The sequence below is a fragment of the Chryseobacterium sediminis genome, assembly GCF_008386505.1.
Classification (GTDB): domain Bacteria; phylum Bacteroidota; class Bacteroidia; order Flavobacteriales; family Weeksellaceae; genus Chryseobacterium; species Chryseobacterium sediminis.
Genome location: NZ_VUNZ01000001.1, coordinates 1,819,165 through 1,844,093 on the forward strand (window position 1 = coordinate 1,819,165; position 24,929 = coordinate 1,844,093).

The 24,929-nt window shown below is 36.8% G+C and carries 20 protein-coding genes and 2 tRNA genes; 11 read left to right on the top strand and 11 right to left on the bottom strand.

Going from position 1 to position 24,929, the window contains the following annotated elements:
* Window positions 1–9: 9 nt before the first annotated feature.
* The 4 genes from FW780_RS08275 (at window position 10) to FW780_RS08290 (ending at window position 3,936) form a co-directional block, all read left to right on the top strand.
* Window positions 10–1,851: a lysophospholipid acyltransferase family protein gene (locus FW780_RS08275; RefSeq protein ID WP_149833154.1), complete on the top strand. Its 1,842-nt coding sequence runs from the start codon at window positions 10–12 to the stop codon at window positions 1,849–1,851.
* Between the two features lie 108 nt (window positions 1,852–1,959).
* Window positions 1,960–2,032: transfer RNA gene (locus FW780_RS08280), tRNA-Phe, on the top strand.
* Between the two features lie 177 nt (window positions 2,033–2,209).
* Window positions 2,210–3,556, top strand: a complete 1,347-nt coding sequence (locus tag FW780_RS08285; protein WP_149833155.1) for a DUF3472 domain-containing protein — start codon at window positions 2,210–2,212, stop codon at window positions 3,554–3,556.
* Between the two features lie 307 nt (window positions 3,557–3,863).
* Window positions 3,864–3,936 (top strand) — tRNA-Phe (locus tag FW780_RS08290).
* A 70-nt stretch (window positions 3,937–4,006) separates the two neighbouring features.
* Here the strand turns inward: FW780_RS08290 and FW780_RS08295 are convergent.
* The 7 genes from FW780_RS08295 to FW780_RS08325 form a co-directional block, all read right to left on the bottom strand.
* Window positions 4,007–4,768: a LytR/AlgR family response regulator transcription factor gene (locus FW780_RS08295; RefSeq protein ID WP_149833156.1), complete on the bottom strand. Its 762-nt coding sequence runs from the start codon at window positions 4,766–4,768 to the stop codon at window positions 4,007–4,009.
* 79 nt (window positions 4,769–4,847) lie between these two features.
* Window positions 4,848–6,167, bottom strand: a complete 1,320-nt coding sequence (locus FW780_RS08300) for a RagB/SusD family nutrient uptake outer membrane protein (RefSeq protein ID WP_149833157.1) — start codon at window positions 6,165–6,167, stop codon at window positions 4,848–4,850.
* A gap of 12 nt (window positions 6,168–6,179) precedes the next feature.
* Window positions 6,180–9,512 (bottom strand): SusC/RagA family TonB-linked outer membrane protein, encoded by a 3,333-nt coding sequence (locus FW780_RS08305; RefSeq protein ID WP_149833158.1) that lies wholly within the window; start codon window positions 9,510–9,512, stop codon window positions 6,180–6,182.
* Between the two features lie 6 nt (window positions 9,513–9,518).
* Complete coding sequence (locus tag FW780_RS08310; protein ID WP_149833159.1) at window positions 9,519–12,104, bottom strand: zinc-dependent metalloprotease; 2,586 nt, start codon at window positions 12,102–12,104, stop codon at window positions 9,519–9,521.
* 112 nt (window positions 12,105–12,216) lie between these two features.
* The gene (locus tag FW780_RS08315; protein WP_149833160.1) at window positions 12,217–13,800 is read right to left on the bottom strand and encodes a histidine kinase; all 1,584 of its coding nucleotides are present in this window, start codon (window positions 13,798–13,800) and stop codon (window positions 12,217–12,219) included.
* Window positions 13,801–13,978: 178 nt separating this feature from the next.
* A complete protein-coding gene (locus FW780_RS08320; protein WP_149833161.1) occupies window positions 13,979–14,545 on the bottom strand; it encodes a cysteine hydrolase family protein in 567 nt (188 codons plus the stop codon).
* An 18-nt stretch (window positions 14,546–14,563) separates the two neighbouring features.
* Window positions 14,564–15,508 (bottom strand): alpha/beta hydrolase, encoded by a 945-nt coding sequence (locus FW780_RS08325; protein WP_149833162.1) that lies wholly within the window; start codon window positions 15,506–15,508, stop codon window positions 14,564–14,566.
* Between the two features lie 143 nt (window positions 15,509–15,651).
* Here FW780_RS08325 and FW780_RS08330 point away from each other — a divergent pair, with 143 nt between their 5' ends.
* From FW780_RS08330 to FW780_RS08345, 4 genes are all read left to right on the top strand, one after another.
* Window positions 15,652–16,011: a winged helix-turn-helix transcriptional regulator gene (locus FW780_RS08330; protein WP_149833163.1), complete on the top strand. Its 360-nt coding sequence runs from the start codon at window positions 15,652–15,654 to the stop codon at window positions 16,009–16,011.
* Between the two features lie 182 nt (window positions 16,012–16,193).
* A complete protein-coding gene (locus FW780_RS08335) occupies window positions 16,194–17,369 on the top strand; it encodes a thioredoxin family protein (protein ID WP_149833164.1) in 1,176 nt (391 codons plus the stop codon).
* 14 nt (window positions 17,370–17,383) lie between these two features.
* Window positions 17,384–18,016 carry a DUF3575 domain-containing protein gene (locus tag FW780_RS08340; RefSeq protein ID WP_149833165.1) on the top strand — a complete coding sequence of 211 codons (633 nt, stop codon included), beginning with the start codon at window positions 17,384–17,386 and terminating at the stop codon, window positions 18,014–18,016.
* A gap of 4 nt (window positions 18,017–18,020) precedes the next feature.
* The gene (locus FW780_RS08345) at window positions 18,021–18,227 is read left to right on the top strand and encodes a hypothetical protein (protein WP_077418263.1); all 207 of its coding nucleotides are present in this window, start codon (window positions 18,021–18,023) and stop codon (window positions 18,225–18,227) included.
* Here FW780_RS08345 and FW780_RS08350 read toward each other — a convergent pair whose 3' ends face one another.
* Window positions 18,228–19,424 (bottom strand): exo-beta-N-acetylmuramidase NamZ family protein, encoded by a 1,197-nt coding sequence (locus FW780_RS08350; RefSeq protein ID WP_149833166.1) that lies wholly within the window; start codon window positions 19,422–19,424, stop codon window positions 18,228–18,230. It lies immediately after the preceding gene.
* Window positions 19,425–19,428: 4 nt separating this feature from the next.
* On the opposite strand from FW780_RS08350, the gene FW780_RS08355 reads away from it, so the two are divergent.
* Both FW780_RS08355 and FW780_RS08360 read left to right on the top strand, forming a co-directional pair.
* Window positions 19,429–20,658, top strand: coding sequence for an ABC transporter permease (locus tag FW780_RS08355; protein WP_149833167.1), 1,230 nt, complete (start codon window positions 19,429–19,431; stop codon window positions 20,656–20,658).
* Between the two features lie 132 nt (window positions 20,659–20,790).
* Window positions 20,791–21,789 carry a PLP-dependent cysteine synthase family protein gene (locus FW780_RS08360; protein ID WP_149833168.1) on the top strand — a complete coding sequence of 333 codons (999 nt, stop codon included), beginning with the start codon at window positions 20,791–20,793 and terminating at the stop codon, window positions 21,787–21,789.
* 59 nt (window positions 21,790–21,848) lie between these two features.
* On the opposite strand, the gene FW780_RS08365 is transcribed toward FW780_RS08360, so the two are convergent.
* From FW780_RS08365 to FW780_RS08375, 3 genes are read right to left on the bottom strand one after another with little or no spacing between them, the layout of a single operon-like run.
* On the bottom strand, window positions 21,849–22,373 hold the full coding sequence (locus FW780_RS08365) for a YcxB family protein (RefSeq protein ID WP_149833169.1): 525 nt from the start codon (window positions 22,371–22,373) through the stop codon (window positions 21,849–21,851).
* Window positions 22,374–22,410: 37 nt separating this feature from the next.
* Window positions 22,411–22,713 carry a chaperone modulator CbpM gene (locus tag FW780_RS08370; RefSeq protein ID WP_149833170.1) on the bottom strand — a complete coding sequence of 101 codons (303 nt, stop codon included), beginning with the start codon at window positions 22,711–22,713 and terminating at the stop codon, window positions 22,411–22,413.
* 3 nt (window positions 22,714–22,716) lie between these two features.
* The gene (locus FW780_RS08375; protein ID WP_149833171.1) at window positions 22,717–23,631 is read right to left on the bottom strand and encodes a DnaJ C-terminal domain-containing protein; all 915 of its coding nucleotides are present in this window, start codon (window positions 23,629–23,631) and stop codon (window positions 22,717–22,719) included.
* Between the two features lie 93 nt (window positions 23,632–23,724).
* Here FW780_RS08375 and FW780_RS08380 point away from each other — a divergent pair, with 93 nt between their 5' ends.
* Window positions 23,725–24,924 carry a dicarboxylate/amino acid:cation symporter gene (locus FW780_RS08380; RefSeq protein WP_149833172.1) on the top strand — a complete coding sequence of 400 codons (1,200 nt, stop codon included), beginning with the start codon at window positions 23,725–23,727 and terminating at the stop codon, window positions 24,922–24,924.
* The last annotated feature ends 5 nt before the right edge of the window (window positions 24,925–24,929 follow it).

Below are 24,929 nucleotides of genomic sequence, written 5' to 3' on the forward strand. Positions count from 1 at the left end.
TAAACACACATGAGTTTAATTTCGAAAAACGATCTGATCAAAGCTTCCGGCTTAAGTAAACTTGGGTTTCTAAAGAACCCGGTAGCATCTGCTGTGATGAGCATTGCTAAAATAAACGAAGTAAATAAATTATACGACAAACTAAAAGATAAGGAAGGCAAAGACTTTTTCGACTCATTTGTAAGAGAAAGAAACCTAAGCTATGTAGCTTTTGAAGAAGATCTGGCAAAGATTCCGAAAACAGGACCGTTTGTTCTGGTTTCCAACCACCCGCTGGGTGCAATTGACGGAATTCTGATGTGCAAGATCTTATCAGAGGTTCGTCCGGATTTCAAGGTGATGGGGAATTTCCTTTTGGAAAAAATCAAACCTATGGAACCGTTCGTAATCGCTGTAAACCCTTTTGAAAACAGAAAAGAAGCTTACAGCAGCTCTTCAGGAATGCGCGATACGCTCAAGCATTTGCAAAACGGAGGCTGTGTAGGTATTTTTCCGGCTGGGGAAGTTTCCAACAAAAACAATCCTTACGGAGAAATTTTAGATAAAGAATGGGAAAAAACGGCACTTAAGCTTATCAGAATGGCTAAAGTGCCGGTAGTTCCTATGTATTTCCATGCTAAGAACAGCCGCCTTTTTTATCAGGTAGCCAAGCTTCATCCAAATTTGCAGACCCTGATGCTTCCCGCAGAAATGATGAATGACAGAGAAAAACCTATCAGAATCAGAATCGGGCGCCCAATCACTGTAAAGGCAATGGATGAAATGGAAACCATTGAGGAATTGGGAGAGTTTCTTAAACGTAAGGTTTATATGATGAAATCTTACTATGAAAAAAGAAAATCCCTTGCTCAAAGCATCAATCTTCAGAATTTATCTGTGAAGTTTCCTTTGCTGAAGGAAGAAAATATTGTTCAGAACATCATTGATGAAACACCTCTTGAAGACATTATTAAAGATGTTGATAAATTGAGAGGAACGGATAAAATGTTGTTCAGTAATGGAAATTACGAAATCTACTTTACTACTTACGAGGAAATTCCTTCTATTATGAGGGAAATCGGACGTCAGAGAGAACTTACTTTCCGTGCTGTGGGTGAAGGAAGTAATCTTCCGTTTGACCTTGATGAGTATGACAAGCATTACCACCACCTGTTTCTTTGGGATAACGGTGAGAAAAAACTGGCTGGTGCTTACAGAATGGCACTGGGTAGAGAGGTCATGAAAAAATATGGTATTAAAGGCTTCTATACAAGCTCTTTATTTGAGTTTGAGCAGGACATTCACCCTTTCTTTAAAAAGGTGATCGAAATGGGTCGTGCTTATATCTGCCAGGAATATCAGCAGAAGCCCCTTCCACTCTTCCTTTTATGGAGAGGAATCGTACATGTATGCCTGAGAAACCCTGATCATAAATTCCTTATGGGTGGCGTGAGTATCTCAAACAAGTTCTCAGAATTCTCAAAATCTCTGATGATCGAGTTTATGCGTTCCAATTATTTTGATTCCGCAGTAGCCCAGTATATCACTCCGAGAAATGAGTACAAAGTAAAGCTTCGTGACAGGGATAAAAATATTTTCTTTGAGGAAATGGAATCTGATCTTAATAAACTGGACAAGATTATTGATGATCTTGAGCCTGAATTGAGACTTCCTGTTTTGATCAAGAAATACATCAAACAAAACGCTAAAGTAATTGCTTTCAATGTTGATCCCAACTTCAATGATGCAATTGACGGATTGATGTATATCCGAATCAGTGATCTTCCGGAAAACACGATCAAACCGGTATTGGAAGAGATGAGTGAACAGATTAGAAAGGAGCAGGAAAATAATCCGACTGATAATCAGTAAGTTTTTAACTTTATTCAAAAAAAGTACGATGAATACTTGCTTTGTATACCAAAACTTACTACTTTTGCATCACTTTAAAACAACGAAGTAATAAACAAAAACATAAATGGTTTCTTAGCTCAGTTGGTAGAGCAATGGATTGAAAATCCATGTGTCCCTGGTTCGATTCCTGGAGAAACCACTTGAAAACCTCTGATTAGTCAGAGGTTTTTTTGTTTTATATATAGTTCCTTTTCCTCCCCCATTAGCTGCTTCCGGAATATTGAAAAATAAAAATTAATCAAAAATATGGGAATTAATTTTTTATTTGATCGGTAAAACTTAATTTAGTATTGTAAACCAAATTACAAATACTATTATGAAAATAAAATTATTAGCCGATACTTTTATGGGTATCGCTCTGCTTGTTTTTCAATCATGTGCAGAAACCCCTGTAGCAACAGAAGACACTGCTGCAGCACAAAAGAATATCTCAGCTTTAAAGAACGCATCGGTCTTTAGCGTTCCGGTTGCCGGAAATTCTTTTTTCACAGTAAAACCTTCGGGAGCCAGCGAGGTGATTACCTCTACTAACTTAGGTAACTGGACCAACTCTGCTACTGTTATCAGCACTTATTTCAGAGTAAGCAATACAGGAACATTAAACATTGGGCTAAAAGCTTCTGTTCCTTCGGGCACAAGTGTTGTAAAAGTAACGGTAGGCAATACATCCAAAAATATTACTTTAACAGGATCGGCTAATACAGATTATACCGTTGGAGATTTCTCTGTTTCAACTCCAGGTTATGTAAAAGTTGATCTTCAGGGTGTCTCTAAAACCGGCGGATATTTTGCGGATGTTACAGATGTTACTTTTAGTGGGCCTGCTTCTACCGGAACCAATATTTACAGTAATGATCCTTCTTACTATTATTGGGCGCGCAGAGGGCCTTCCTGTCATCTGAACTATATTGTTCCAACGACTGATAACGTAAGCTATTATTACAACGAAGTAACAGTTCCTGTGGGAGAAGATAAAATAGGCTCTTATTTTATGGCTAATGGCTTTAGTGCAGGCTATTTTGGAATGCAGGTTAATTCTGCCACTGAAAGAAGGATTCTATTCTCTGTATGGAGCCCATTTGATACTGATGATCCCAATAATATTCCTCCTGATCACAAAATTGTTCTCAACAGAGCGGGTACCGGAGTAACAATTGGAGAATTCGGGAATGAAGGTTCTGGTGGCCAAAGCTATTATAAGTATAACTGGAGTGCCGGACAAACTTATAAATTCTTACTAAGGGGTGAACCTGACGGAACCGGAAAAACAGATTTTACAGCCTGGTTTTTATCTCCAGATACAACAACATGGAAATTGATAGCCAGCTGGAAGAGGCCTCAAACCAGTACTTATCTTAAAAGCTTCTATAGCTTCGTTGAAAATTTCAATCCTGAAAATGGATATCAAGGCAGAAAGGCGGAATTCAAAAATCAGTGGGTAAGAACTTCAAACGGCAATTGGGTTGCTGTTTCCGGGGCAAAGTTCAGTGTTGATAACACGTATAATGCAAAACAAAGAATAGATGCAATGGGAGGAATAAGTGGTAATGCGTTCTTTTTACAAAATGGAGGATTCTTTAATGCAACGGTTGCTCCCGGCTCACAATTTTCTATTACTACGCCTACACAGGCTCCCAATATCAATTTTTCAACTCTCCCTTAACATTATAATCTAAAAAGTAAAAGCCAGTTAATTTATAAGAACTGGCTTTTTATTTATATTTTCCCGACTCCGTTTCATGGAAAAGAATTTCAGGACCGTAATAAAAAGGTATTTAAAATAATATCTTCAAAAAAATATAAAAAAAATAAAACCTACCAAACCACTGATGAACAAAGCATTGAATGTAAAAACATGCGATACCAAAAGCTTTCTTTGAAAAAATAAAACAAAATACTTGCGCGGTATTATAAAATGTTATACTTTTGCATCACTTTAAAACAACGAAGTAATAAACGAAAACATAAATGGTTTCTTAGCTCAGTTGGTAGAGCAATGGATTGAAAATCCATGTGTCCCTGGTTCGATTCCTGGAGAAACCACTTAAAACCTCTAATTTATTTTAGAGGTTTTTTTGTTTTTATATGCAGAATCAGATTAATGAATTGGAGATCACCTGTTCAGCCAGTTTAGGCACTCAGTAATCTGTGTTTTACTGATAAAAACTTCAGCATTCACTTCCGGTTCCGGAGAAAGTCTAAGCTCTACTTTTTGGCTGGAATATTTGATAATTTCGGAAACAGCTTCCTTATTAATGATAAACTTCCTGTTTATTTTAAAGAAGATATCGGGATTGAGTTTCTGAATAATATCTTTAATAGTATCATCATAGATATAGGTCTGATGATCTTTTGTAGTAAGGAAAAGGTATTTCCCGGAAGCGAAAAAATACGCAGTGTTATGCTCGTCAATTGATTTAAGCTTATTCCCTTCTCTTACCATAAAGCGTTTCATCACCTCATCATCTGCCTGACGCAATGAGGAAATAGATTTCAATACCGGTTCCGGATCAAAATTGTTTCTTATGGAAATAAACTTCTGTAAAGCTTTATGCAAATCCTCTTCTTCAAAAGGTTTCAGAAGGTAATCAATGGTAAAATGCCTGAATACTCTCATGGCATATTCATCAAATGCTGTAATGAAAATAATTGGGGTAAAAAGCTCCACATGTTCAAAAATTTCCAGACTCATCCCGTCACCAAGGTGAATATCCATAAAGATAAGATCTGCGGAATCTTTCTCAAAAAAATCAATTGCCTGTTTTTTGGAACGAAGAACAACAGTCTCTGTAACAGGGACTATGCTCTGTGTATCTAAAAGATTTTTCAGATAATTCACAGCCAGCAGTTCATCTTCTATAATGGCAATTTTCATAACAATGCAAAAGTACAAAAAAACCGCTGAAACAATTAAGTTCAAGCGGTTTCATCTGTATTGAATTTGATATGAAGTTCTATAGATTAGGATTATTCTTCTTCGCACTCATTGGATATTCAATGGTATATCGCGGGTCATTCTGCTGAAGAATATATTCCTTGCCACTGATGGTGTGGCTTATTTTTTTCTGATTTGCTCTTCTTAAGTCGAACCATCTTTGTCCTTCCAAAGCAAATTCTCTGAATCTTTCATCCAGAATAAAATTCATAAACGCTGCTGAATCCATCAAATTCACGGCATTTTGTACTGAAGTATATCCATCCGGAGTATATCTGTTCTTCATTACTTTAAGAAGGGTTTCTTTAGCCTCAGCCAGCTTATTCAGTTTTAATAATGCTTCAGCTTTTATAAAGTACTGCTCAGCTGCTCTGAAAGACACTTTGAATTCTAAGCTTCCTCCTTTAATAACTTTATACTTACTACCATTTTTTTCAAAATATATGCCAAACCTTTTGTCTGCAGTAGTATTGTATGAAGAAATAAGTTCGGGAGACACAAAAGATAAGTTCTTTATAGAGTTGTCCCATGTATTGTCCAGAGCCATGATAGATTCTGGGGAAGCATAATGGTTAGGCGGTGTATTTACGGTATTTAAATTCACCAGATCACCTTTTACTGCCAGTACCTGATCTGCATAGTTTAAAGCTTTGTTCCAATCTCCTTCATAAAGAGCTGCCCTTGCTTCAAAAGCCTGTAATACTATTTTTGAGAACCTGTAATTCATTCCCGTTACCTGCTTCTGCTCTACCATCAGATCTTCTGCTTTTTTAAGATCTGAGTGAACTTGATTGTATACTTCCTGTACTGATGATGGTTTCAAAACCTGTTCAAGATCAATTTCAAGATTGATTGGAACTCCTCTGTCTGTAGAAGCTGTAGCACTGTTGTATGGTTTCCCGTATAGATTCACCATATCAAAATACAGATAAGCACGAAGAGCATATGCTTCTGCCAAAATCTGACTCTTCTCGGGTGAGTCCTGCATAGTTTTGCTTCCTTCGTTAATAATCTGGTTCAGGTAGAAGTTTACAGAGTAAAAACTTACCCATGGAAATTCAGTAGATGCCGGATCATTGTTAGCATCTTTCCACATCGCAATTTCACGGTAGGAAATAAAGTCTGTGGAATTATCATCAATATTCACCTCATCGGTACGAAGAGCTACCAGAGATTTATGAACAGGATATTTTGAATAGGCAGATGTAAGTACTTTTCGGTAGTCTTCAGCAGTGGTAGGAATAACTTTCCCTTCTGGCTGAATATCTAAAAATCTGTCACATCCGATAGTGATAAAGCTGATTGCAGCAAGTGCTATGATTGTTGTAATTTTTCTCATTTTACTCAAGTTTTAAAAAGAAACATTAAATCCTACGGTTACCGACTTGGTGATAGGCTGTGCATAAATATTACCATACGTTTCAGGATCGAAATATCCTTTATATCCATTACTGAATACAAAAAGGTTACGTCCCTCAACGCTCAGTCTCAGACTGGAAATCCCCATAGGATTTGTAAATTCTTTAGGAAGTGTATACCCTAAACGGATACTGCTGATTCTGATATAGCTGATCTCTTTTGCCCATACATCCAGTAAGCTGTATGCATTGGAACGGTTTCCGGCAAACCATTTGTTGGCCATCCATCCGTCCGGATTAGCATCCATATCAGGACTTGTAATTCCCGGAAGTGAACCTCCTGCTTCGTAGATATCTCTTGTATAGTTTCTTCCTCTGTCCAGCTCCATTCCTCGGTAAGAAGGTGTTTTCATTACCGTCTGCTTCAGGTTGAATGTTGCAGAGATGGTAAGGTCAAAATTACTTACCTTAAAGGTGTTGATAATACCTCCGGTAAATTTCGGATCTCTGTCTCCCACATAAGTAAACAGGCTTCTTAACTCAGCGTTTGAAAGTTTCGTATCTACAAGTTGTCCCGGAAGGAAATCTGCATATACATCATACAATTTAAAGAATTCTGCTGCTGAAATCTTCTGATCCCCTTTCCAGAATAATGGATTTCCGTGTTCATCCATCCCTGCCGTTTTCAAAGCAAAAACAGCATTTACAGGAAGTCCTTCTCTTGATGGAAGCAATGAATTATCACGTGGCTGCTCGCTCAATACTCTACTCTTGTTATGAGCAAAGTTGATTGTAGTAGTCCACTTAAAATTATCATGATTGATGTTTCTGGTAGATATTGCCAATTCAAAACCTTTGTTCGTCAAACTTCCCCAGTTCATCATTGTATATTCAAACCCTGTTTCAAGAGGTGTTTCTTTCATGCTGATCATATCCGTACCTTTTCTGCTGTAGACATCAGCGGTAAGGCTCACACGGTTATTGAACAATCCTAAATCAAGACCGAAGTTGGTATTGGTTGTTTTTTCCCATCTCAGTTTATCGTTTGGCGGACTGATTACGTTGATGATACCTTCTTTTCCTCCAGGAAGAATCGTTGCATCGTTATATTCACCGATAAAGAATGGCGATGTATTTCTGTCGATATTTCCCTGAAGACCATAAGAAGCTCTCAGTCTAAGATTGGATACCGCAGCAATATTTTTCATAAAGTCTTCCTTCGTTACCAGCCATGATCCTGAAATTGCCCAGATTGGAAGATACTTATACTTTTTATTTACTCCGAAAAGGTTTGTACCATCATATCTTACACTTCCGAAGAATGTATATTTCTGATCATAGGTATAAGATGCTGTTGCAAACATGGAAGCATAAGCATTCTCAATTGGCGGGTTCTCACGGTACGTTTCATATCTCTTATCTGCAGCGAAACTTGTATTCGGGAATACAATTGCTGTAGCTCTTCTGGTCTTTGGATCATATCCGAAAGCTCTTGTGATCGTTGTATTATCCTCTGTTTTACGGATTTCAGTACCGGCCATCAAATCAATTTCATGTTTTGAATTGATCTTCGTGCTGTATGCTGCCTGCAATTTCCAGTTGTACTGGAAGAAATCATTATCCCAGTTTTGTTTTACAGCACCAGCTGGTAGAAAGTAATTATATTTGCCGTCTTTGTAATAACGGGTATTTTCTTTCATTTTTCTGGTGAAATACGTATTCTCTGCCGCAAACTTCTCTGTTTTATTAGTATCATACTGAATACCAAGCTGAGAGGTAAATCTTAAACTTTTTGAAGCTTTATATTCTAAATCTAAAATAGCTTTCAAAGAGTTATTTTTCAGTGAATAGTTTGTATTCTCTCTTTCTTCAAGGAAGTTAAAAGGAATATAACGGTCCTCAAAACCATCCATATCTTTATCATAATTATAACTTCCGTCTGCATTGAAAGGTTTCAGATAAGGATTGGCATTTCTTGAATAGTTAACCGGGTTTATTGAAGCATCAGCATCCGTTACAAAAGATTCACGTTCACTTTGCGTTCCGAAAATAGAGATTCCTGCATTTAACTTATCGCTTAATTTATAGTTATTTTTTAAAGTCAGGTTGTAACGTTTAAAACCTGTCCCGATAGTTGTTCCCTCTTCATCATAGTATCCCAGGGAGAAATAGTAATCTGCACGGTCACTTCCTCCGGAAACACTTAATCCATATTGTTTGTTGATGGCATTTCTGTATAACAGTTTGCCCCAGTCTGTATTATTATTTCTTAAACCATTAATTTGCTGGCGTGTGAATGAATTCAATGCATCGAAACCACCGTTTCTGAAAGCATCAAGCTGGTTGTTTTGAGTAAGAATTCTCATCACTTCTCCTTTATCTGCACGGTAAGTAAGATCTGCACGCTTGGCAAGCATCAGTTCAAGATCTACTTTTTCAGAAGCATTCAAAAGATTCAGTTTCCCAAAATCAGGACGTGAAGTGACGAAAGTATCTGCTGAGAAATTAAGTCTAAGGCTCCCCTTCTTTCCTTTTTTCGTTGTAATGGAAATTACCCCATTTGCTGCTCTTGCACCGTAAATAGCTGTTGCAGCCGCATCTTTAAGGATGGTGATATCTTCAATATCATTAGGGTTCAGTCCTGCAATAGAGAAGTTCTGAAGCTGGTCAATATTATCTTTATCCGTAAAGTTCGGGACATCATTTCCTTCTAACGGAAGACCGTCAATAACCCATAGCGGATCCTGAGGACCGGAAAGAGAAGCTGTACCTCTGATTCTGATCTTCGCCGGACTTCCAGGAGCCCCTGTTTCAGGAGTTACTGCCACACCGGCAATCTGTCCTGCCAGCATCTGGTCTACACTGGCAACACCAGCCTGGCTGATGTTGTCCATTTTCACTGTAGAAACTGCTGAAGTCTGCTTACGTTTTTCAATTTTCTGATATCCGGTGATGATTACTTCCTGGATCTTATTTTTATCTGTAACTTCAGAAGTAAGTCTGATTGTATAGTTGGTCTGCCCTTCATTAAGCTGAATGACTCTGGATTCGTAACCTGGATAACTTACTGATACAGACTTGGTATCTGCAGGAATTTCCAATATAAATTTTCCGTCCTTATCAGTCACTGTACCTACGGATACACTTTCGATAATTCCTTCCAATTCTGTTTTTGTAGAGACCGACTGTGTCTCGATTTTTATAGATGCACCGGTAATCACATGAGAAGTGTTTCCGTCTTCTATTTTTCCGGTGATGGTTTTCTTTTGCTGGGCCATTGCTATATTAGCAGCCAAAAGAGGTAAAAGTATTAGAGTTTTTTTCATTGCCGTTTATTTGTTTAAAGCCTCTTGTATACGAATGATTAAATCTGTGTAATGCGCTCTTGAAGCATCATCACCTCTGTATCTTGTTCCGTTCAGTAAGTCCAGAACCTTCTGAAGTTCCGCTCTCTTGTAAGTGGTCACTTCAGATACTCTTTTCATGGATGAATAATTGATATTCCTAAGACCGTGATCATCTTCATGGAAATTACAGATGGTCGGGATATTCAGGGTGTCATCTGTTTTCAATCCTTTCACTGCTGTTTTTTCAAACAATTTGTTCACCGAAACAATCAGGGCATCCACATAGTTTTTCTGAGTCATCTTTTCAAGCATTGTCAGGCTTCCTTTTTTATTAAAAATGGCCGTTCTTACCTGATCAAATAATTTCTCAACAGTGTAGATCTCTTCTTTTGAACCGGACATCTGATGCTTCAGCTCATTTTCAAGTAACCTCAGCAATCTGTCATCCATAAACAGGGAATAAATATTTGCATACTGCATTCCTCTTGCCATGGTATACGGTGTCTGCTCGAATGGTCCCATTGGTGAATCTTTCACCGGATACGTTTTTTCTGTAATCGGATTAAAGAATAACCATTCCGGAAGGTTGATGGCATTTTTAACAAGATAATCAACAGCTCTTCTCTGAATGTCTGCAGGAACAGCTTCATACGCCTTTTTCTTGTTGCCAAAAACAGTATGATTCAGGTAAATTCCTCCAACATTTGCCATCACATGACCTGTATACAGATCCCATTGCCCGATAGCTCCCATATACAGCTTTCCGGCATCCGTATACTCTTTACCATCTTCATAAGTCCATTTTAAAAGGCTATTGACAACCACTTTCAGATTTTTCATCCCATACTCACTGGCTTTCATGGCATCATCCCCTAAGTCTTCAGACTGCGAACGCGGATCAATAGTTTCCAGATAGCTCTGCTGCTCACCATAGAAATACATTGGGTCGTCCTCATGTTTTTCAATTAAGTTTCTCAGTGCTTTTTTCTCAACAAATTCATCCGGATACCAACGGTAACCCCAGTCTATAGCATATTTGTCGTAAAGACCAATTTTCGGTGTGATGGCTGTAACCCCATCTTCCGGCTGAGCTACGTAATTGTAACGTGCATAATCCATAATGGAAGGTGCCGTACCACCCATTTTGTCTGTAAATTCTTTTGAACGAAGCGATTCTACAGGGAAGGCAAATGAAGCTCCCATATTGTGCTTCAGTCCGAAAGTGTGTCCTACTTCATGAGATGAAACAAAACGGATCGCCTCACCCATATGTTCATCACTGAATTTATTTCCTCTTGCTTTCGGGTCAATAGGTCCTGTCTGAATTCTCATCCAGTCATGAAGAGAGGTCATTACATTATGCCACCAGATGATATCTGCTTCGATAATTTCCCCACTTCTCGGGTCTACTACTGATGGGCCCATTGCATTTGACTTTGGCGAAGCGGCGTAAGTAATCACAGAATATCTTACATCATCAATATCAAAATCTTCATCTTTTTCATCCGGCATTTTCGCAATCACTGCATTTTTGAATCCTGCCTGCTCAAACGCCGCCTGCCAGTCATGTACTCCGGCAATGATCTTTTCACGCCATTGTTTTGGTGTTGCCGGATCGATATAATAAACGATCGGTTTCTTAGGTTCTACCAGCTCACCTCTTAAGTATTTTTCTTTGTCCTCGTCCTTTGGTTCAAGGTTCCATTTAGTAATGAAGAATTTTTCATCCATTTTCTGCTGATTGTCATTAAACGACCAGTGCTTTTCGGAGAAAAACCCTACTCTTGAATCAGCTACTCTTGGTTTCATCGGTATTTTAGAAAGTAGTACCAGATTTGTAGTAACACCCAATGTCACCGGCAAATCTACTCCACCTTCATTTACAGAAGTAGACAATTGAGACTTCACCACAAGGTTCTGAGGAAATGTCTTCACTCCTTCTATGTAAGAAAGGCTTGATTTCACAGATCCTCCCAATCCTACATTAGCCAACACATCATTGAAGCTCTTTTGATTACCATCAAAAACTTTATTAACTTTGATTGCCACTGCTGTAGAATCACTGTTTTGTGCTTCAATATCAAAAACTTCAATCACAGATTCTGAAAAGTTATCTTTCACAGATTTTGTAATGGCATCATTTTTTGGGGATGACACTTTAGGAACAAGAGTTTTTACCCATACCTTTTTAGCAACGGGATCGCGGTGAAAAGAGATGACTTTATTTTCATAATTCATTCCTTTGTTCAAGCCAGCTTCATTTACCTGCATAGGCACCTGAGAAAGTTTGTTCACCACCAAAAACTGGCGTCCCATCAAACTGTCAGGAATTTCAAAATAAATATCCGTTTTTACCTGTATCGTATTAAAAAGTCCTTTTTTATAAGTTCCTTTTTTGATCAGTTCTTCAATTTTCTTTGTTTTCTTTGATGAGGAAGCTTCTGTCTTATCAGTTTTGTCTTTGTTGACCTTTACTGTATCTTTTTTCTGTGCCATCGCCATTGGTGAGGCCATAGCAAGACCTAAATACAGTGCCAGTCTGTAATTCTTCATTAAAATAGTCCGATTCATTCCAAATAGTAAATATCTTAGTTTCAGCTAGCAAAGCTATAGGTATAGTGAATTATATAAATAATATTAGGGAGTGAAAGGTGATTTTTCGGGAGTGAATGGATTTTTATTTTCACTTCATTAATGGTAAAAAACATATGAAATATTCACCATCTACAGAAATATGAAGAAGATTATTCTTAAAATATTCATAAACTTGATTCAAATAATCAATTCCGAATTTCTCTCCCTGCACCGGTTCAGTTTTTGGCTGCCAGGTGTTCTTCACGGTAATCCCATCTTCGTCAACAATAATGATAATTTCCAAAGGCTGATCTATGGTCGCAATATTGTGTTTGAGTGCATTCTCAGTAACGATCTGCAGGGACAAATACGGAATCCGCTTTTCCAGACTTTCCGGGTCATTAATGATCAGCTCAAAACTCATCTCTTCATCAAACCTGCTTTTCAGGAGTTCCATATACTGTTGTATAAATTTGATTTCCTGAGAAACCGGAACGATATTCTCCTTCGGAGGTACTATAAGATACCTGTAGATCTTGGAGAGATTCATTGTAAATTTCTGTGCATTTTCTTTATTGATACCTATTAGCATATAAAGAGAATTCAGAGAATTAAAAAGAAAATGTGGATTGATGTTATTCTTAAGCTGCTGCAACTGGTTGATCACCTCAGCTTTGTGCATCTTTTCATTCTCTATCAAAAGGAAATTTTTCTCCGACTGTATTTTTTCTTTTTCCTGATAGGCCAGATTGGCGGATCGCTGAAATAAAATAAAAACAGTTACAATCAGGAATAAAGCTGCAAGAAAAATATACACCGTATAGGTTTTTATCTTGTTTATATTTTCATCAATAATGAAATTAACATGGTTCACAACTGTATATCCCTCAAAATTCTCTGTTTTTAATGGTTTTATAAAACGTGTTACTTCAACTCCAAGATATTCCGAGACCGCTGTTCCTTTAGTGTATCCGGTTTCAGTGAGGCCGGACAAGGTATCTTTAGCTTTAATATCTGTAAAATCAAAAATATTCTTTCCGATGTATTTTTTTTCGGGATGGGTAATACAAATCCCTTCCTTGGTAAAGACATACGCGTAAGTATTGGAGCTTTTATCTACATTGATAAAATACTGATGAAGATCATCCAGACTTACGGTAGAACCATAATAGAGCTTATTTTTATCAGGCAGCATCAGAGAATCATAGCTCACCCAATACATACTGTCTTTTTTAGTGATCAAAAGATCCCTGAAATGTCCGGACCCTGTGTTTTTTAAAACAATAGATTTTTCTTTATGATCTGTCTTTTTGAAAATATCGGACAGCGGATTATTACTTTCTGTTTTTCCGGAAGCAGTATTTTCGTAATAATACCAGCTATAGGGCAGCAGATTTCTTTTTTTGTTTAAATCATTTAAAACCAAAGAATAATCTTTAAAATTCTTCAGGCCGTCTTTCTGAATCAAGGCACGAAGCAGATATTGATAATCCTCAATATTTCTGAATTCATGTTCTATAGATTCATATTTGCGGAAGAAAGTTTTCTTCGCAAAATCATCGGTATTTCTACGGCTGTCTTCAGTAATTAAAAGACTCAAAACAGCAAAGGCTGCCACTGCAATCAGGCAGGCAGACAGAACAGCGATGTAAATGGATTTTTGGGATAAAGCGTGTTTAAAATTAATAGCCAAGTTTCTCTAAATTGTTATTCTCCTACATATAAAATATTCGTTTGCAAAGGTATAACAAAGATTCCAGTACCGTAAAGTGAATTATTTTTATATTTTAAACCGCCAGTAAGCAAGGCTATTTTTGGACAAAAAAACCACTAAAAAGATGGCAGTTTCATTGTATTCAGATTATAATTTTCTACAGGTTTTTTAATAATTCTTCGGTATTCAGGATTATGGCAAATTCTTCACTCAGATTGGCTAATGCCATAAGATGAACCAGTTCTGCTTCATATTTTTCTCCGTGTATCCCTATTCTGTCAAAAGCTGCTGTGGCATCAGAAATCACGTAGGTTTCATATCCAAAGTTTCCTGCCATTCTTGCCGTAGTGGAAACACAATGATTGGTCGTAATTCCCAGAATCACTAAAGTATCTATTTTCTGAAGATCTAATTTTTCTTTCAGATCCGTTCCTATAAAAGCGCTGTTTACATTTTTTGTAATAATAGGTTCATTATTTTGAGGTAAGACATTTTCATTAAATTCAAATCCCGGATCAGACTCATGTAGTTTAGATGTAAGGTTGGTTGAACTGTGTCTGATATGAAATACCGGCAAATTCAGGTTCCGCCATGTATCCAATATTTTTCCGCTTAATTTTTCTGCCTCTTTATTGTTTCTGTTTCCTCCCCAATAGTTTTCATCAAGAAATCCTTTTTGAATATCAATAAGAAGTAATGCAGGTTTTTTGTCTCGCAATTTCATCTGTTTTATTTTATATCATTATTTGAATAGTCTGTTCATAAGAAACGTATTATATTCATCCTTTAAAGGAGAGTCGAAGAGATCAAATACATGCAGCGCGCCGGGAATCACCCATAATTCCGTTTTCACTCCTGCTTTATATAAAAGCTGCGCATATTCTAACCCCTCATCCCTTAAAGGATCCAACTCACAGGCAACAATAGTGGTTTGTGGTAGCCTTGAAAAATTATTATAATAAGTAAGATCCGAATATTGAATGCTTTTATCCTTATTTTCTTCACCCAGAAAATGCAGCCATGCTGTCTTTGCATAATTTTTATTCCATAGTGGGATATCGGTAAACTCTTCCATTGAAGGAGTATCCAGTCTGTTGTGAATGACAGGATATAGTAAGAACTGATGTTCTATATTTTTAATATTATGATCTGCCGCCATTTGAGTTACAGCCGCTGCAAGATGTCCCCCTGCACTTGCCCCGAAAACGGTAATACGATCAGAATCAATCCCCAACTCCGGTTCACCATGTTTTATGATCCATTGTAAAGCATCAAACCCATCTAAAACAGGAATAGGAAACCGATATTGAGGAGACAGCCTGTAATCAACAGAAATAATGGTAGCTTTGAGCGTATCTGCTATGTCAAACATCTGGTCATCCACCTGCTCCGGCAACCCGAAAACATATCCTCCTCCATGAAAGTAAAGAAGAACCCTTTCCGGGTTGAAGCCTTCAGGCTGATAAATGTGAAGTCTGATCTCATAACCGTCTTCTGAACTTGGTATAAAAATATCTTGCACAGCAACATGATCTGGTTTCATAAAAGGATGGGTAATCACAAATTCTTTTCTTTCCTGTTGAATAATTTCCGGAGCATTCAAAAATAAATTTTCATCAATTTCCAATGAATAGGGAATATTTTCAATACTATTTTTCAAATCACTATTAATTCTATTTAAATTCATATTATTTTAAAAATTTTATTCTACATAAACAACAAAACCACTTTCCTACAGGATATTCCCTGTTTTTATTTGTAAATTTAACTTATCAACGTCGTCCTTTCCAAGTGAACAAATGATTGTCCGGAACGAACAAAAATGTAAGTATGAGTATTAAAGAATCATCCACCAATAATGAAAATAAAAAAACACTGGAGTACAGCTGTTCTGAAATATATGCTGTAAACCTTATCAGTGGCCGCTGGATTCTTTCCATTTGTTATCATCTTAAACATGAAAAATTAAGATTTTTTGAACTGAAAGATAAAATCCACAATATTTCCGAAAGAATGCTTACCCTTCAGCTGAAAAAAATGGAGCAAGAAGAACTCATCATTAAGAAAGTATATGCAGAAGTCCCCGTAAAGGTAGAATATGAGCTTACAGAGATTGGTAAAAAACTGATTCCGGTCTTGGATCAGCTGGAAATATGGGGTAATGAGCATAAAAAGATTAAGAAAAAATAGTCTAAATTCTCACTCATCATTTTAAGCCTACTCCAAAGGATAACTCTTATTTCATATATAAACTGAAAGAAAAGAAAAATAGGTATAAGTCTTAAAATTAGTTAATATCAACGCTTGAACAGCAGATTCAGCGTTTTATATTTTTAAAATTAATTATCTTCGCCTACAAATCTTATTTGAAAATGAAGAAGATCATCTCCGGGATATCTATTTTTTGTGCCATCGCTATCTCTGCTCAGGAAGCCATCCAGTTTCAGGAACTCCCATTCAAGGATATTATTGCAAAAGCTAAAAAGGAAAAGAAATTAGTTTTTATTGATGCATATGCTTCCTGGTGTGGCCCATGTAAAATGATGGAAAAGAATGTTTTCACCCAGAAATCCGTGAGTGATTATTACAATACCAACTTCATCAATGCAAGATTTGATATGGAAAAAGGAGAAGGCAGAGATATCGCTTCTAAATTTGCAGTACGTTCTTATCCCACTTATCTTTTCCTGAACGGTGAAGGGGAACTTGTTTCCAGAAATACCGGTTATATGGAAGAGAGCATGTTTGTGGCTATGGCTCAGGATATCAATTCACCAGGCAATAAAAAAGGATCCCTAAAAGATCGTTTTGCCAGCGGTGATAAAGACCCGGAATTCCTGATCAATATTATGAAGCTGAACGCCAATACAGATTATGATTTTGCCAAAAAGGCTTCCGAAAGATATTTTCAGAATAAAAAGAAAACAGAGGAACTTACAAAAGATGAAATTGGCTTTCTTCTTTATTTCGTAAAGTCTTCAGAGGATACCAATTACAATGTTTTCGCATCCAGAAAAGCAGAGATCATTAAATTTCTTCCTGAAGAAACCTACAACGAATTTGATGCTCAGCTGAAATTAGGAAAAATAGTAGAACAGTCTATTGATGATAAAAATAAAAAGATCAATGATGATTATTTTCTAAAAACAGCAGAACCACTGGTAGGAAAAGAAGCTGCTCTTAAAAAACTGAATCAGACTAAACTCAGCTATTATGAGCAAAACAGTAATTTTCCTGAATACGAAAAAGCGGCTTTAGATTATTATAAAAATTCTGATTCATTTGATCCTAATGAACTTTTGAGAGCTGCATGGATATTTGTAGATCATGTGAAAACACCGTCTTCATTGAAGAAAGCTACAGAATGGGCTGAAAAGTCTGTCATGAGAGGCGAGACTTCAGAAAACACTTACATTCTTGCTAAACTCTATTACCTTACCGGAAATAAAGAAACAGCAAAAAACTATGCTGAAATGTCTAAAAATATAGCAGCTCAGGGCAATAAAGATTCTCAATTAGCAGATGAACTATTAAAGCAAATAAAATAAACATTACATACCGGATGAAATATAAATTATTAGCAGCGGGCATTTTAGCTTTCCTGTCAGCAAGCACAGTAAGTGCCCAGGAACAGGAACAAGGGGGACAGGAGAAAAGTTTATACATAAAAGGAAATGCTTTATTTGCTCCGATAGGTATTTTAAACCTGGGGGTTGAAAAACAGATAGCTCCAAGATATACACTTCAGGGAGATGTTTTTATTTCGCCATGGAAATCTTTTGCAGGCCACAAATTACAGTTTTATTCTGTCTCCGCTGAAGGAAGATACTATTTCGATGAAGCTTTCAAACATTGGTATGTAGGAGCAAACGTTTCTGTTGCCGCCTATAATGCCTCAAAATGGAATTACTGGAACGATGAAACTGTAGAAAACTGGAACGGAGAAATTCTAGTCAATTCTAATCTTTATCAGAAGGGATTCTCCATTATGCTCGGTGTTACAGCAGGATATCAATTCCAGTTATCTGAACGATGGAATCTCGATCTGTACGCAACTGTGGGGACATCACAAGGATTTTATAAAGGATATGACAAATCCACAGGAAGACGTTATGATTCTGCTGAGAAGTTTAACAAAAGCGGTGAAATTATGCCATACAGAGGAGGGGTAATGATTTCTTATAAATTAAAATAATACAATGAAGCTATTCGGAAAAAATCATATTATCATTTTGGTGATCACTTTTGTGATTCTTTTTTTGATGAATTATATCGGGAACGATCTTCCTGATAAATTGCAAAGAGCTTTATTAACTGCTTTTGCAGGAGTTGTTGGATTAACTATCGGGCTTTTTATATTAAATAAGGGCAGAAATGATAAAAATCCGCCCCAAAATTTTGATTAATTAATCTTCATATACCACATACCGGGTTCTGATCTTTTCAAAACTTTCCAGATCTTTTTTCCAGGAATTCTTAATTTCCTGAATTGATTTTCCGTCAATGATTTGTTTTCTGAAATTATCAGTACCGGAAAGGGTATCAAACCAAAGATTTTTCAGGAAGAAATCCTGCTGGGGATTTTTATAATTCTGATAAGCTTTAATTACCCATTCAAGATTGAGCTCTCTTAAGTCTTTAGGATATTCTGAAAGATTTTCACCATAACATAGTTTTCCGTTCAGAAATGGATCTTTAGCACCGTAGCTTGGCTTTGGTGTAAACTGATAAGGAAGATTTTCCGTCCATGGAGAACCATAAATCTGGAAAGGAAGATCTGTTCCTCTTCCTACAGAAACCTGAGTTCCTTCAAAAAAGCACAGACTTGGATATAAATTGATTGCTTTATCATTGGGTAAATTCGGAGAAGGTTTATCAAGCATCGGATAACGCTGTTTTTTATGATAGTTTTTCATCTGAATAAGCGTGTATTTAGCCTGAACACCATTTTTCAGCCATTTTTCGCCATTCACCATTTTCCCATACTCTCCTATCGTTAATCCATAAACTACAGGAACTTCATGCATTCCTACAAAACTTGTCCATTTTTTTCTCAATACAGGGCCGTCAGTATATCCATCATGTGGATTGGGACGATCCAGTACCATAATCTCCACATTATTTTCAGCTCCTGCTTCCATCAGATAAGACAAAGTGGAAATATAAGTATAGAACCTTACTCCAACATCCTGGATATCAAAAACAACAATATCAATTCCGGCCAGCTGTTCCGGTTTTGGTTTTTTATTATTTCCATATAGGGAAACAATCGGGATTCCTGTTTTTATATCTACACCATTTTTCACTTTTGCACCTGCATCTGCATCTCCTCGGAAACCATGTTCCGGAGCAAAAATCGACTTGATCTTTATTCCGTTTTTTACCAGAAAATCCACCAGATGAGTTTTGTCACTCATCAAACCCGTCTGGTTGGTTACCACTCCTATTGTCTTACCTTTTAAGAGAGGCAAATACATTTCAGGCTGGTCTGCCCCAGTTTTAAAATCTGATTGAACTTGAGTCTGAGAATAATATTGATTGAATACTCCTAAAAAAATTAGGCAAATCAGAAGTAAATTTTTAATTTTGAAATCTAAATTCATAAGCTTGAAATTTCCTTTATATTTCTCTAGAAAAATAGCATTTTCCAAAGATAACAAAAATAACCTTTCAAGGGTTATCATCTTCATTGGCAGGCTTTCCGTAGCACTGGGGATTATTGTTTCCTTAATTACCGTAGCCACCGGTTTTGGTTCAAAAAAAGCTATCAAAGAGAGGCTTGCAGATTTCAGCGGACATATTACTGTAAGATCAACTCGTTCAAATTCTTCCTATAACACTTCCGTACTTGATAATCAGGGACTCAATATTGCCAAAATAAAAGGGCTTCCCGATGTGGAAAGTACTCAGAAATATGTGATGGTTACCGGAATTATGCGTAATGAACACAATTTTGCGGGCATCATATTTAAAGGAATCGGAAAAGATTTTGACAGCTTAAGATTTAAAAAATTCCTTATTGCCGGTACTACTCCGAAAGTTACTGAGAAAGGCTTTAACAATGATGTTGCTATTTCGCAAAAAGTAGCCAATGATCTTCATCTCAAAGTGAATGATAGTATTGTTACCGTATTTTTAAAAGCTGATCAAAAACCACTTTATCGTAAATTCAAGATTATAGGAATCTACAGAACTGATATTAAATTAATTGATGAACAGTTTGTTATCGGTGGAATCAATCATGCCAGAAAAATTCAGGATATGAAACCTGATGAAATTGGCGGAATAGATATCTTTCTGAAAAATGTAAATGATATTGACAAGGATTTTCCTGAAATTGAAAAACTGATCGGCTATAAAAACTATGCTGAAAAAGCTACTGAAAAATTTCCGCAGATCACAGACTGGATCAGTATTTTTGATACTAATATAGCATTGATCATTATCATCATGCTGATTGTAGTGGTTATTAACATCATTATGGTTCTTCTGATTCTTATTATTGAAAGAACAAACTCTATCGGTCTTCTTAAAACATTGGGTGCAAGCAACTCACAGATAAGAGCCACCTTCATCAATTATACCCTGATTATTATGATTCCGGGACTTTTGTATGGAAATGCTGTCGGATTGGGGCTTATTCTGATCCAGAAATTCTTTGGGGTAATAAAGCTTAATCCGGAAAACTACTATGTAAGTACGGTTCCTGTAGACCTGAATCCTATTGCCATTATTTCTATCTCATTAGGAATTCTTCTTATTTCGGGATTGGCGTTAATTATTCCGAGTTATCTGATCAGTAAAATTTCTCCGGTGAAGGTTATTAAGTACAACTAAATTGACAATTAATAATTGATCATTACCTATTGTTTTTCAAAGGGTTTTGATTTTATCCACAACTTATCCACACGTTATCCACAGCGCAGATAATTTTAAAAGCCTTATCTTTGCGCCGCATATAAAACATTTATGAAATACGCAAAAAATATCCTTGAAACTATAGGTAACACGCCGCTGGTAAAGCTTAACAAAGTATTAGGTGAAGATTTCCCGGCATTAGTATTGGCAAAAGTAGAGACTTTCAATCCCGGAAACTCAGTAAAGGACAGAATGGCTCTTAAAATGATAGAAGATGCCGAAAAAGACGGCAGATTAAAACCTGGAGGAACCATTATTGAAGGTACTTCCGGAAATACAGGAATGGGACTTGCATTAGCAGCAATCATCAAAGGCTACAAATGTATTTTTGTAACCAATTCTAAGCAGTCAAAAGAAAAGTGTGATATCCTTCGTGCTGTTGGAGCTGAAGTAATCGTTTGTCCTACAGACGTAAAGCCTACCGACCCTCGTTCTTATTATTCAGTATCCAAAAGACTGGCAAAAGAGACGGAAAACGGATGGTATGTGAACCAATATGACAACTTATCCAACAGAGCAGCTCATTATGAATCTACTGCTCCTGAGATCTGGGAACAGACTGAAGGAAACCTGACTCACTTTGTGGTAGGAGCCGGAACAGGAGGTACCATCACAGGATGCGGAACTTTCTTCAAAGAGAAAAATCCAAACATTAAAGTAATTGGTGTAGATACATACGGTTCCATTTTGAAAGAATTCCACGAAACCGGGGAGCTTCACTACGATCATGCTTATACCTATATTACAGAAGGTATCGGGGAAGATATCATTCCTGAGAATTATGATATGTCTGTGATTGACCATTTTGAAAAAGTAACGGATAAAGATGGTGCCATCTATGCCAGAAAACTAGCTAAAGAAGAAGGAATTTTCTGTGGATATTCTGCCGGAAGTGCTATTGCTTCTTTGATTCAGATGAAAGATCAGTTCACTAAAGATGATGTGATCGTAGTTTTACTTCATGACCATGGTTCAAGATATGTAGGAAAAATCTACAATGACGAGTGGATGAAAGAAATGGGTTGGCTGGAAGAAAACAAAGAAAGCTAATAAATCACTTTACAGATAACAAAAAACGGAACAAAATTTTGTTCCGTTTTTTATTTTTATTATTTGATATTTTCTTTTAATCTGCTTTTAAGAAAACTGTAATCTTTCTCACTCATTGCTTTCCTGGGAAACATATAACTGTATTTTCCTTCAAGGAAGATAAATTCATGATTACTGTCAAAATATTCAAAATCTTTCCATTCACTGGTTTCTTTTTCACCATCAATATTCACCGTGAAAAAATTCTGATCAAATCTGATTTCATAGACTTTACACTTTTCCAGAATATTTAAATAATGATTCACCTGTTTTTTCCATCTTGAAACTTTATTAACACTTACTGAGAGGAAAACAGCACAAAGCAAAAATATAAAACTCAAAAAGTATAAAATACCCGCACTTTCTTTACTCAGGCTATCTTTTAAAAGAAACACTATAAAAACGATCACTGCAGCTGCAATGGTAGTAATGGTTTTACTTTTTGTTGTAGGTGAAAAAAGCAGACTTCCCTGATTACCGCTAAAATAAATATCTTCAAAAATCTTTCTGTCCGGTTTTAGTGTAATCACCTTTTCTTCATTCATAATTATAGAGTTTGCTTTAAAAAGCTACAAAACTAAACTAAATATCTTCATATTGGTCACTTATTGCAGAAAGTTTATTCATCAGCTCCCTGTTTCTGCGGTTCAGTGCATCCAGTTTTTTCAGCATATTGTGAATCACTTCAAGACCAGGAAGATTAACTTCAAGGTCATAATACCAGTTGGCAAATTTTTCCAGATCGGGCAGATCTTCATACATCAGATAATGAATATTGTCTTCAATCTGTATATTCAACAGCCCATAGTCTACAAGCTCATCAAAAAAAGTGATTTCTATATTATAGATTCTTACGAGTTCTTCCCGTGATATTCTTTCACTCATAGCTTAGGAATTTTTTAGTTGTTCAAAAAGTTCTTTCTGCTTTTCAGTAAGGTTGGTAGGCAGTTTCACTTCATAGGTTACAAAAAGATCTCCATGCTCTCCTTCTTTTTTATAGACAGGAAAGCCCTTCCCTTTTAGTCTTACCGTCATTCCCGTTTGGGTTTCCGGTTTTACTTTAAGGTTTACACTGCCCTCCAGGGTATTTACTTTCACCTCCCCTCCTAAAACAGCTGTATAGAGATCAATTATTACTTTGGTTTTCAGATCATCACCGATTCTTTCAAAATCCGGATCAGCCGGGATATTGAATGTGATGTACAAATCTCCGTGAGGACCGCCATTGACCCCCGGATTTCCATGTCCTTTCAGTTTGATCTGCTGCCCGTCATAAACTCCTGCCGGAATTGTGATTCTGACTTTTTTTCCATTGATTTCAAAGGTTTGCGGATGGGTTTTTGCAGCATCTCTTAGATTTAGATTCAATTCTGCTTTAATATCCTGCCCTTTGAATTTACCGGAAGCCCTTCCTCTTGAACTTTTACCGAATCCACCGCCAGATCCACCGAACATATTCTGGAAGAAATCTGAAAAATCTTCCCCTTCACCAAAATCAGCACCGGAGAAACCTCCGCCATAATTTTGTTGTTGATATTGTCTTTGTTGCTGCTGTTGGGCTTTTTCGTATTCTTCGCCGTGTTTCCAGTGTTCTCCGTACTTGTCGTATTTCGATCTGTTCTCCGGATTGCTGAGTACTTCATTGGCTTCATTCAATTCTTTGAACTGTCTTTCTGCTTCCTTATCATCAGGGTTCAGATCGGGATGAAGTTTCCTGGCCTGTTTCCGGTAGGCCTTTTTAATATCATCCTGTGTTGCGCTTTTATCTACGCCTAAAATTTTATAGTAATCTATATAAGCCATAGAAATGAGGTTTACCCAAATTTATGAAATTTAGGTCTGAAAATTGTATAACAAAATGTTAAAAATAAACCTATCTTTGATAAAAAGCACCACATGAAAGAGGTACTGAAAAACTACTCCGGAATCATATTTTTACTTTTGGGAATCACTATTGGAAGCATCATTGGAATTGTTGCCCCCGGTTTTGTGGAATATATAAAACCTTTAGGAGATATTTTTCTTAATCTTCTTTTTGTGAGTGTAGTTCCTTTGGTATTTTTCGCGGTATCCAATTCTATTGCTTCTTTGGAACAGCAATCAAAATTTGGAAAAATCATCCTTGTGATGTCTCTTACTTTTTTATTCTTTATTCTTACAGCCGCTGTTTTTACGATCTGTGCCGTATATCTTTTCCCGGTTTCAGGTGTCTCAGGAAGTTCTGAGATTATTTCTGAGGCGGCGAATGATGATACATGGGGCAACAGAATTGTAAGTTTCTTTACGGTAGGAGAATTCACTGAACTTTTCTCAAGAAGGAATATGCTGGCTCTTTTAGTATTTGCTTTTCTGACAGGATTTGCGGCCAGAAAAACAGGTGAAAAAGGACAGCCTTTCAGGGTTTTTATAGCTTCAGGGTATGAGGTAATGAAGGAGCTTCTTCTATTAGTGATGAAACTCGCACCAGTTGGTTTAGGAGCTTATTTTGCTTATCAGGTAGCCACTTTAGGTCCGCAGCTTTTTGGATTTTATGCAAAGCCCTTGGGACTTTATTATATTGCAGGAATTATTTACTTTCTGGTCTTCTTTTCTATTTATGCTTTTATGGCGAATGGGCAGAAAGGGGTCAAAAGTTTCTGGACGAATGCCATCTACCCTACCTTAACCGCTATCAGTACCTGCAGCAGTTTTGCAACCATGCCTGCCAATTTACAGGCAGCTTCAAAAATCGGGATTCCGAATTCTATTGCCAATCTGGTGATTCCTATTGGGACTACTTTGCATAAAAACGGATCATCCATGTCTTCTATTATTAAGATTTATGTGGCATTCCTGATCATTGGAAAAGATTTCTTTGATCCAGCCAACCTTCTTTTAGCTTTAGGAATTACTGTATTTGTCAGCATTGTGGCTGGAGGGATTCCTAATGGCGGGTATATTGGTGAGATGCTGATGATCTCTGTGTATAAATTACCTCAGGAAGCCATTCCTGCTGTAATGATTATCGGAACTTTGGTAGATCCTTTAGCTACAGTATTAAATGCGGTAGGTGATATAGTCGCCGCTATGTTTGTCAACCGGTTTGTAAAGGTCTGATTTAG

Excerpts from the sequence above, each read along its gene's own strand:
- FW780_RS08275 (WP_149833154.1), top strand. The coding sequence starts at position 10 with ATGAGTTTAATTTCGAAAAACGATCTGATCAAAGCTTCCGGCTTAAGT.
- FW780_RS08285 (WP_149833155.1), top strand. The coding sequence starts at position 2,210 with ATGAAAATAAAATTATTAGCCGATACTTTTATGGGTATCGCTCTGCTT.
- FW780_RS08295 (WP_149833156.1), bottom strand. The coding sequence starts at position 4,768 with ATGAAAATTGCCATTATAGAAGATGAACTGCTGGCTGTGAATTATCTG.
- FW780_RS08300 (WP_149833157.1), bottom strand. The coding sequence starts at position 6,167 with ATGAGAAAAATTACAACAATCATAGCACTTGCTGCAATCAGCTTTATC.
- FW780_RS08305 (WP_149833158.1), bottom strand. The coding sequence starts at position 9,512 with ATGAAAAAAACTCTAATACTTTTACCTCTTTTGGCTGCTAATATAGCA.
- FW780_RS08310 (WP_149833159.1), bottom strand. The coding sequence starts at position 12,104 with ATGAATCGGACTATTTTAATGAAGAATTACAGACTGGCACTGTATTTA.
- FW780_RS08320 (WP_149833161.1), bottom strand. The coding sequence starts at position 14,545 with ATGAAATTGCGAGACAAAAAACCTGCATTACTTCTTATTGATATTCAA.
- FW780_RS08325 (WP_149833162.1), bottom strand. The coding sequence starts at position 15,508 with ATGAATTTAAATAGAATTAATAGTGATTTGAAAAATAGTATTGAAAAT.
- FW780_RS08330 (WP_149833163.1), top strand. The coding sequence starts at position 15,652 with ATGAGTATTAAAGAATCATCCACCAATAATGAAAATAAAAAAACACTG.
- FW780_RS08335 (WP_149833164.1), top strand. The coding sequence starts at position 16,194 with ATGAAGAAGATCATCTCCGGGATATCTATTTTTTGTGCCATCGCTATC.
- FW780_RS08340 (WP_149833165.1), top strand. The coding sequence starts at position 17,384 with ATGAAATATAAATTATTAGCAGCGGGCATTTTAGCTTTCCTGTCAGCA.
- FW780_RS08345 (WP_077418263.1), top strand. The coding sequence starts at position 18,021 with ATGAAGCTATTCGGAAAAAATCATATTATCATTTTGGTGATCACTTTT.
- FW780_RS08350 (WP_149833166.1), bottom strand. The coding sequence starts at position 19,424 with ATGAATTTAGATTTCAAAATTAAAAATTTACTTCTGATTTGCCTAATT.
- FW780_RS08360 (WP_149833168.1), top strand. The coding sequence starts at position 20,791 with ATGAAATACGCAAAAAATATCCTTGAAACTATAGGTAACACGCCGCTG.
- FW780_RS08365 (WP_149833169.1), bottom strand. The coding sequence starts at position 22,373 with ATGAATGAAGAAAAGGTGATTACACTAAAACCGGACAGAAAGATTTTT.
- FW780_RS08370 (WP_149833170.1), bottom strand. The coding sequence starts at position 22,713 with ATGAGTGAAAGAATATCACGGGAAGAACTCGTAAGAATCTATAATATA.
- FW780_RS08375 (WP_149833171.1), bottom strand. The coding sequence starts at position 23,631 with ATGGCTTATATAGATTACTATAAAATTTTAGGCGTAGATAAAAGCGCA.
- FW780_RS08380 (WP_149833172.1), top strand. The coding sequence starts at position 23,725 with ATGAAAGAGGTACTGAAAAACTACTCCGGAATCATATTTTTACTTTTG.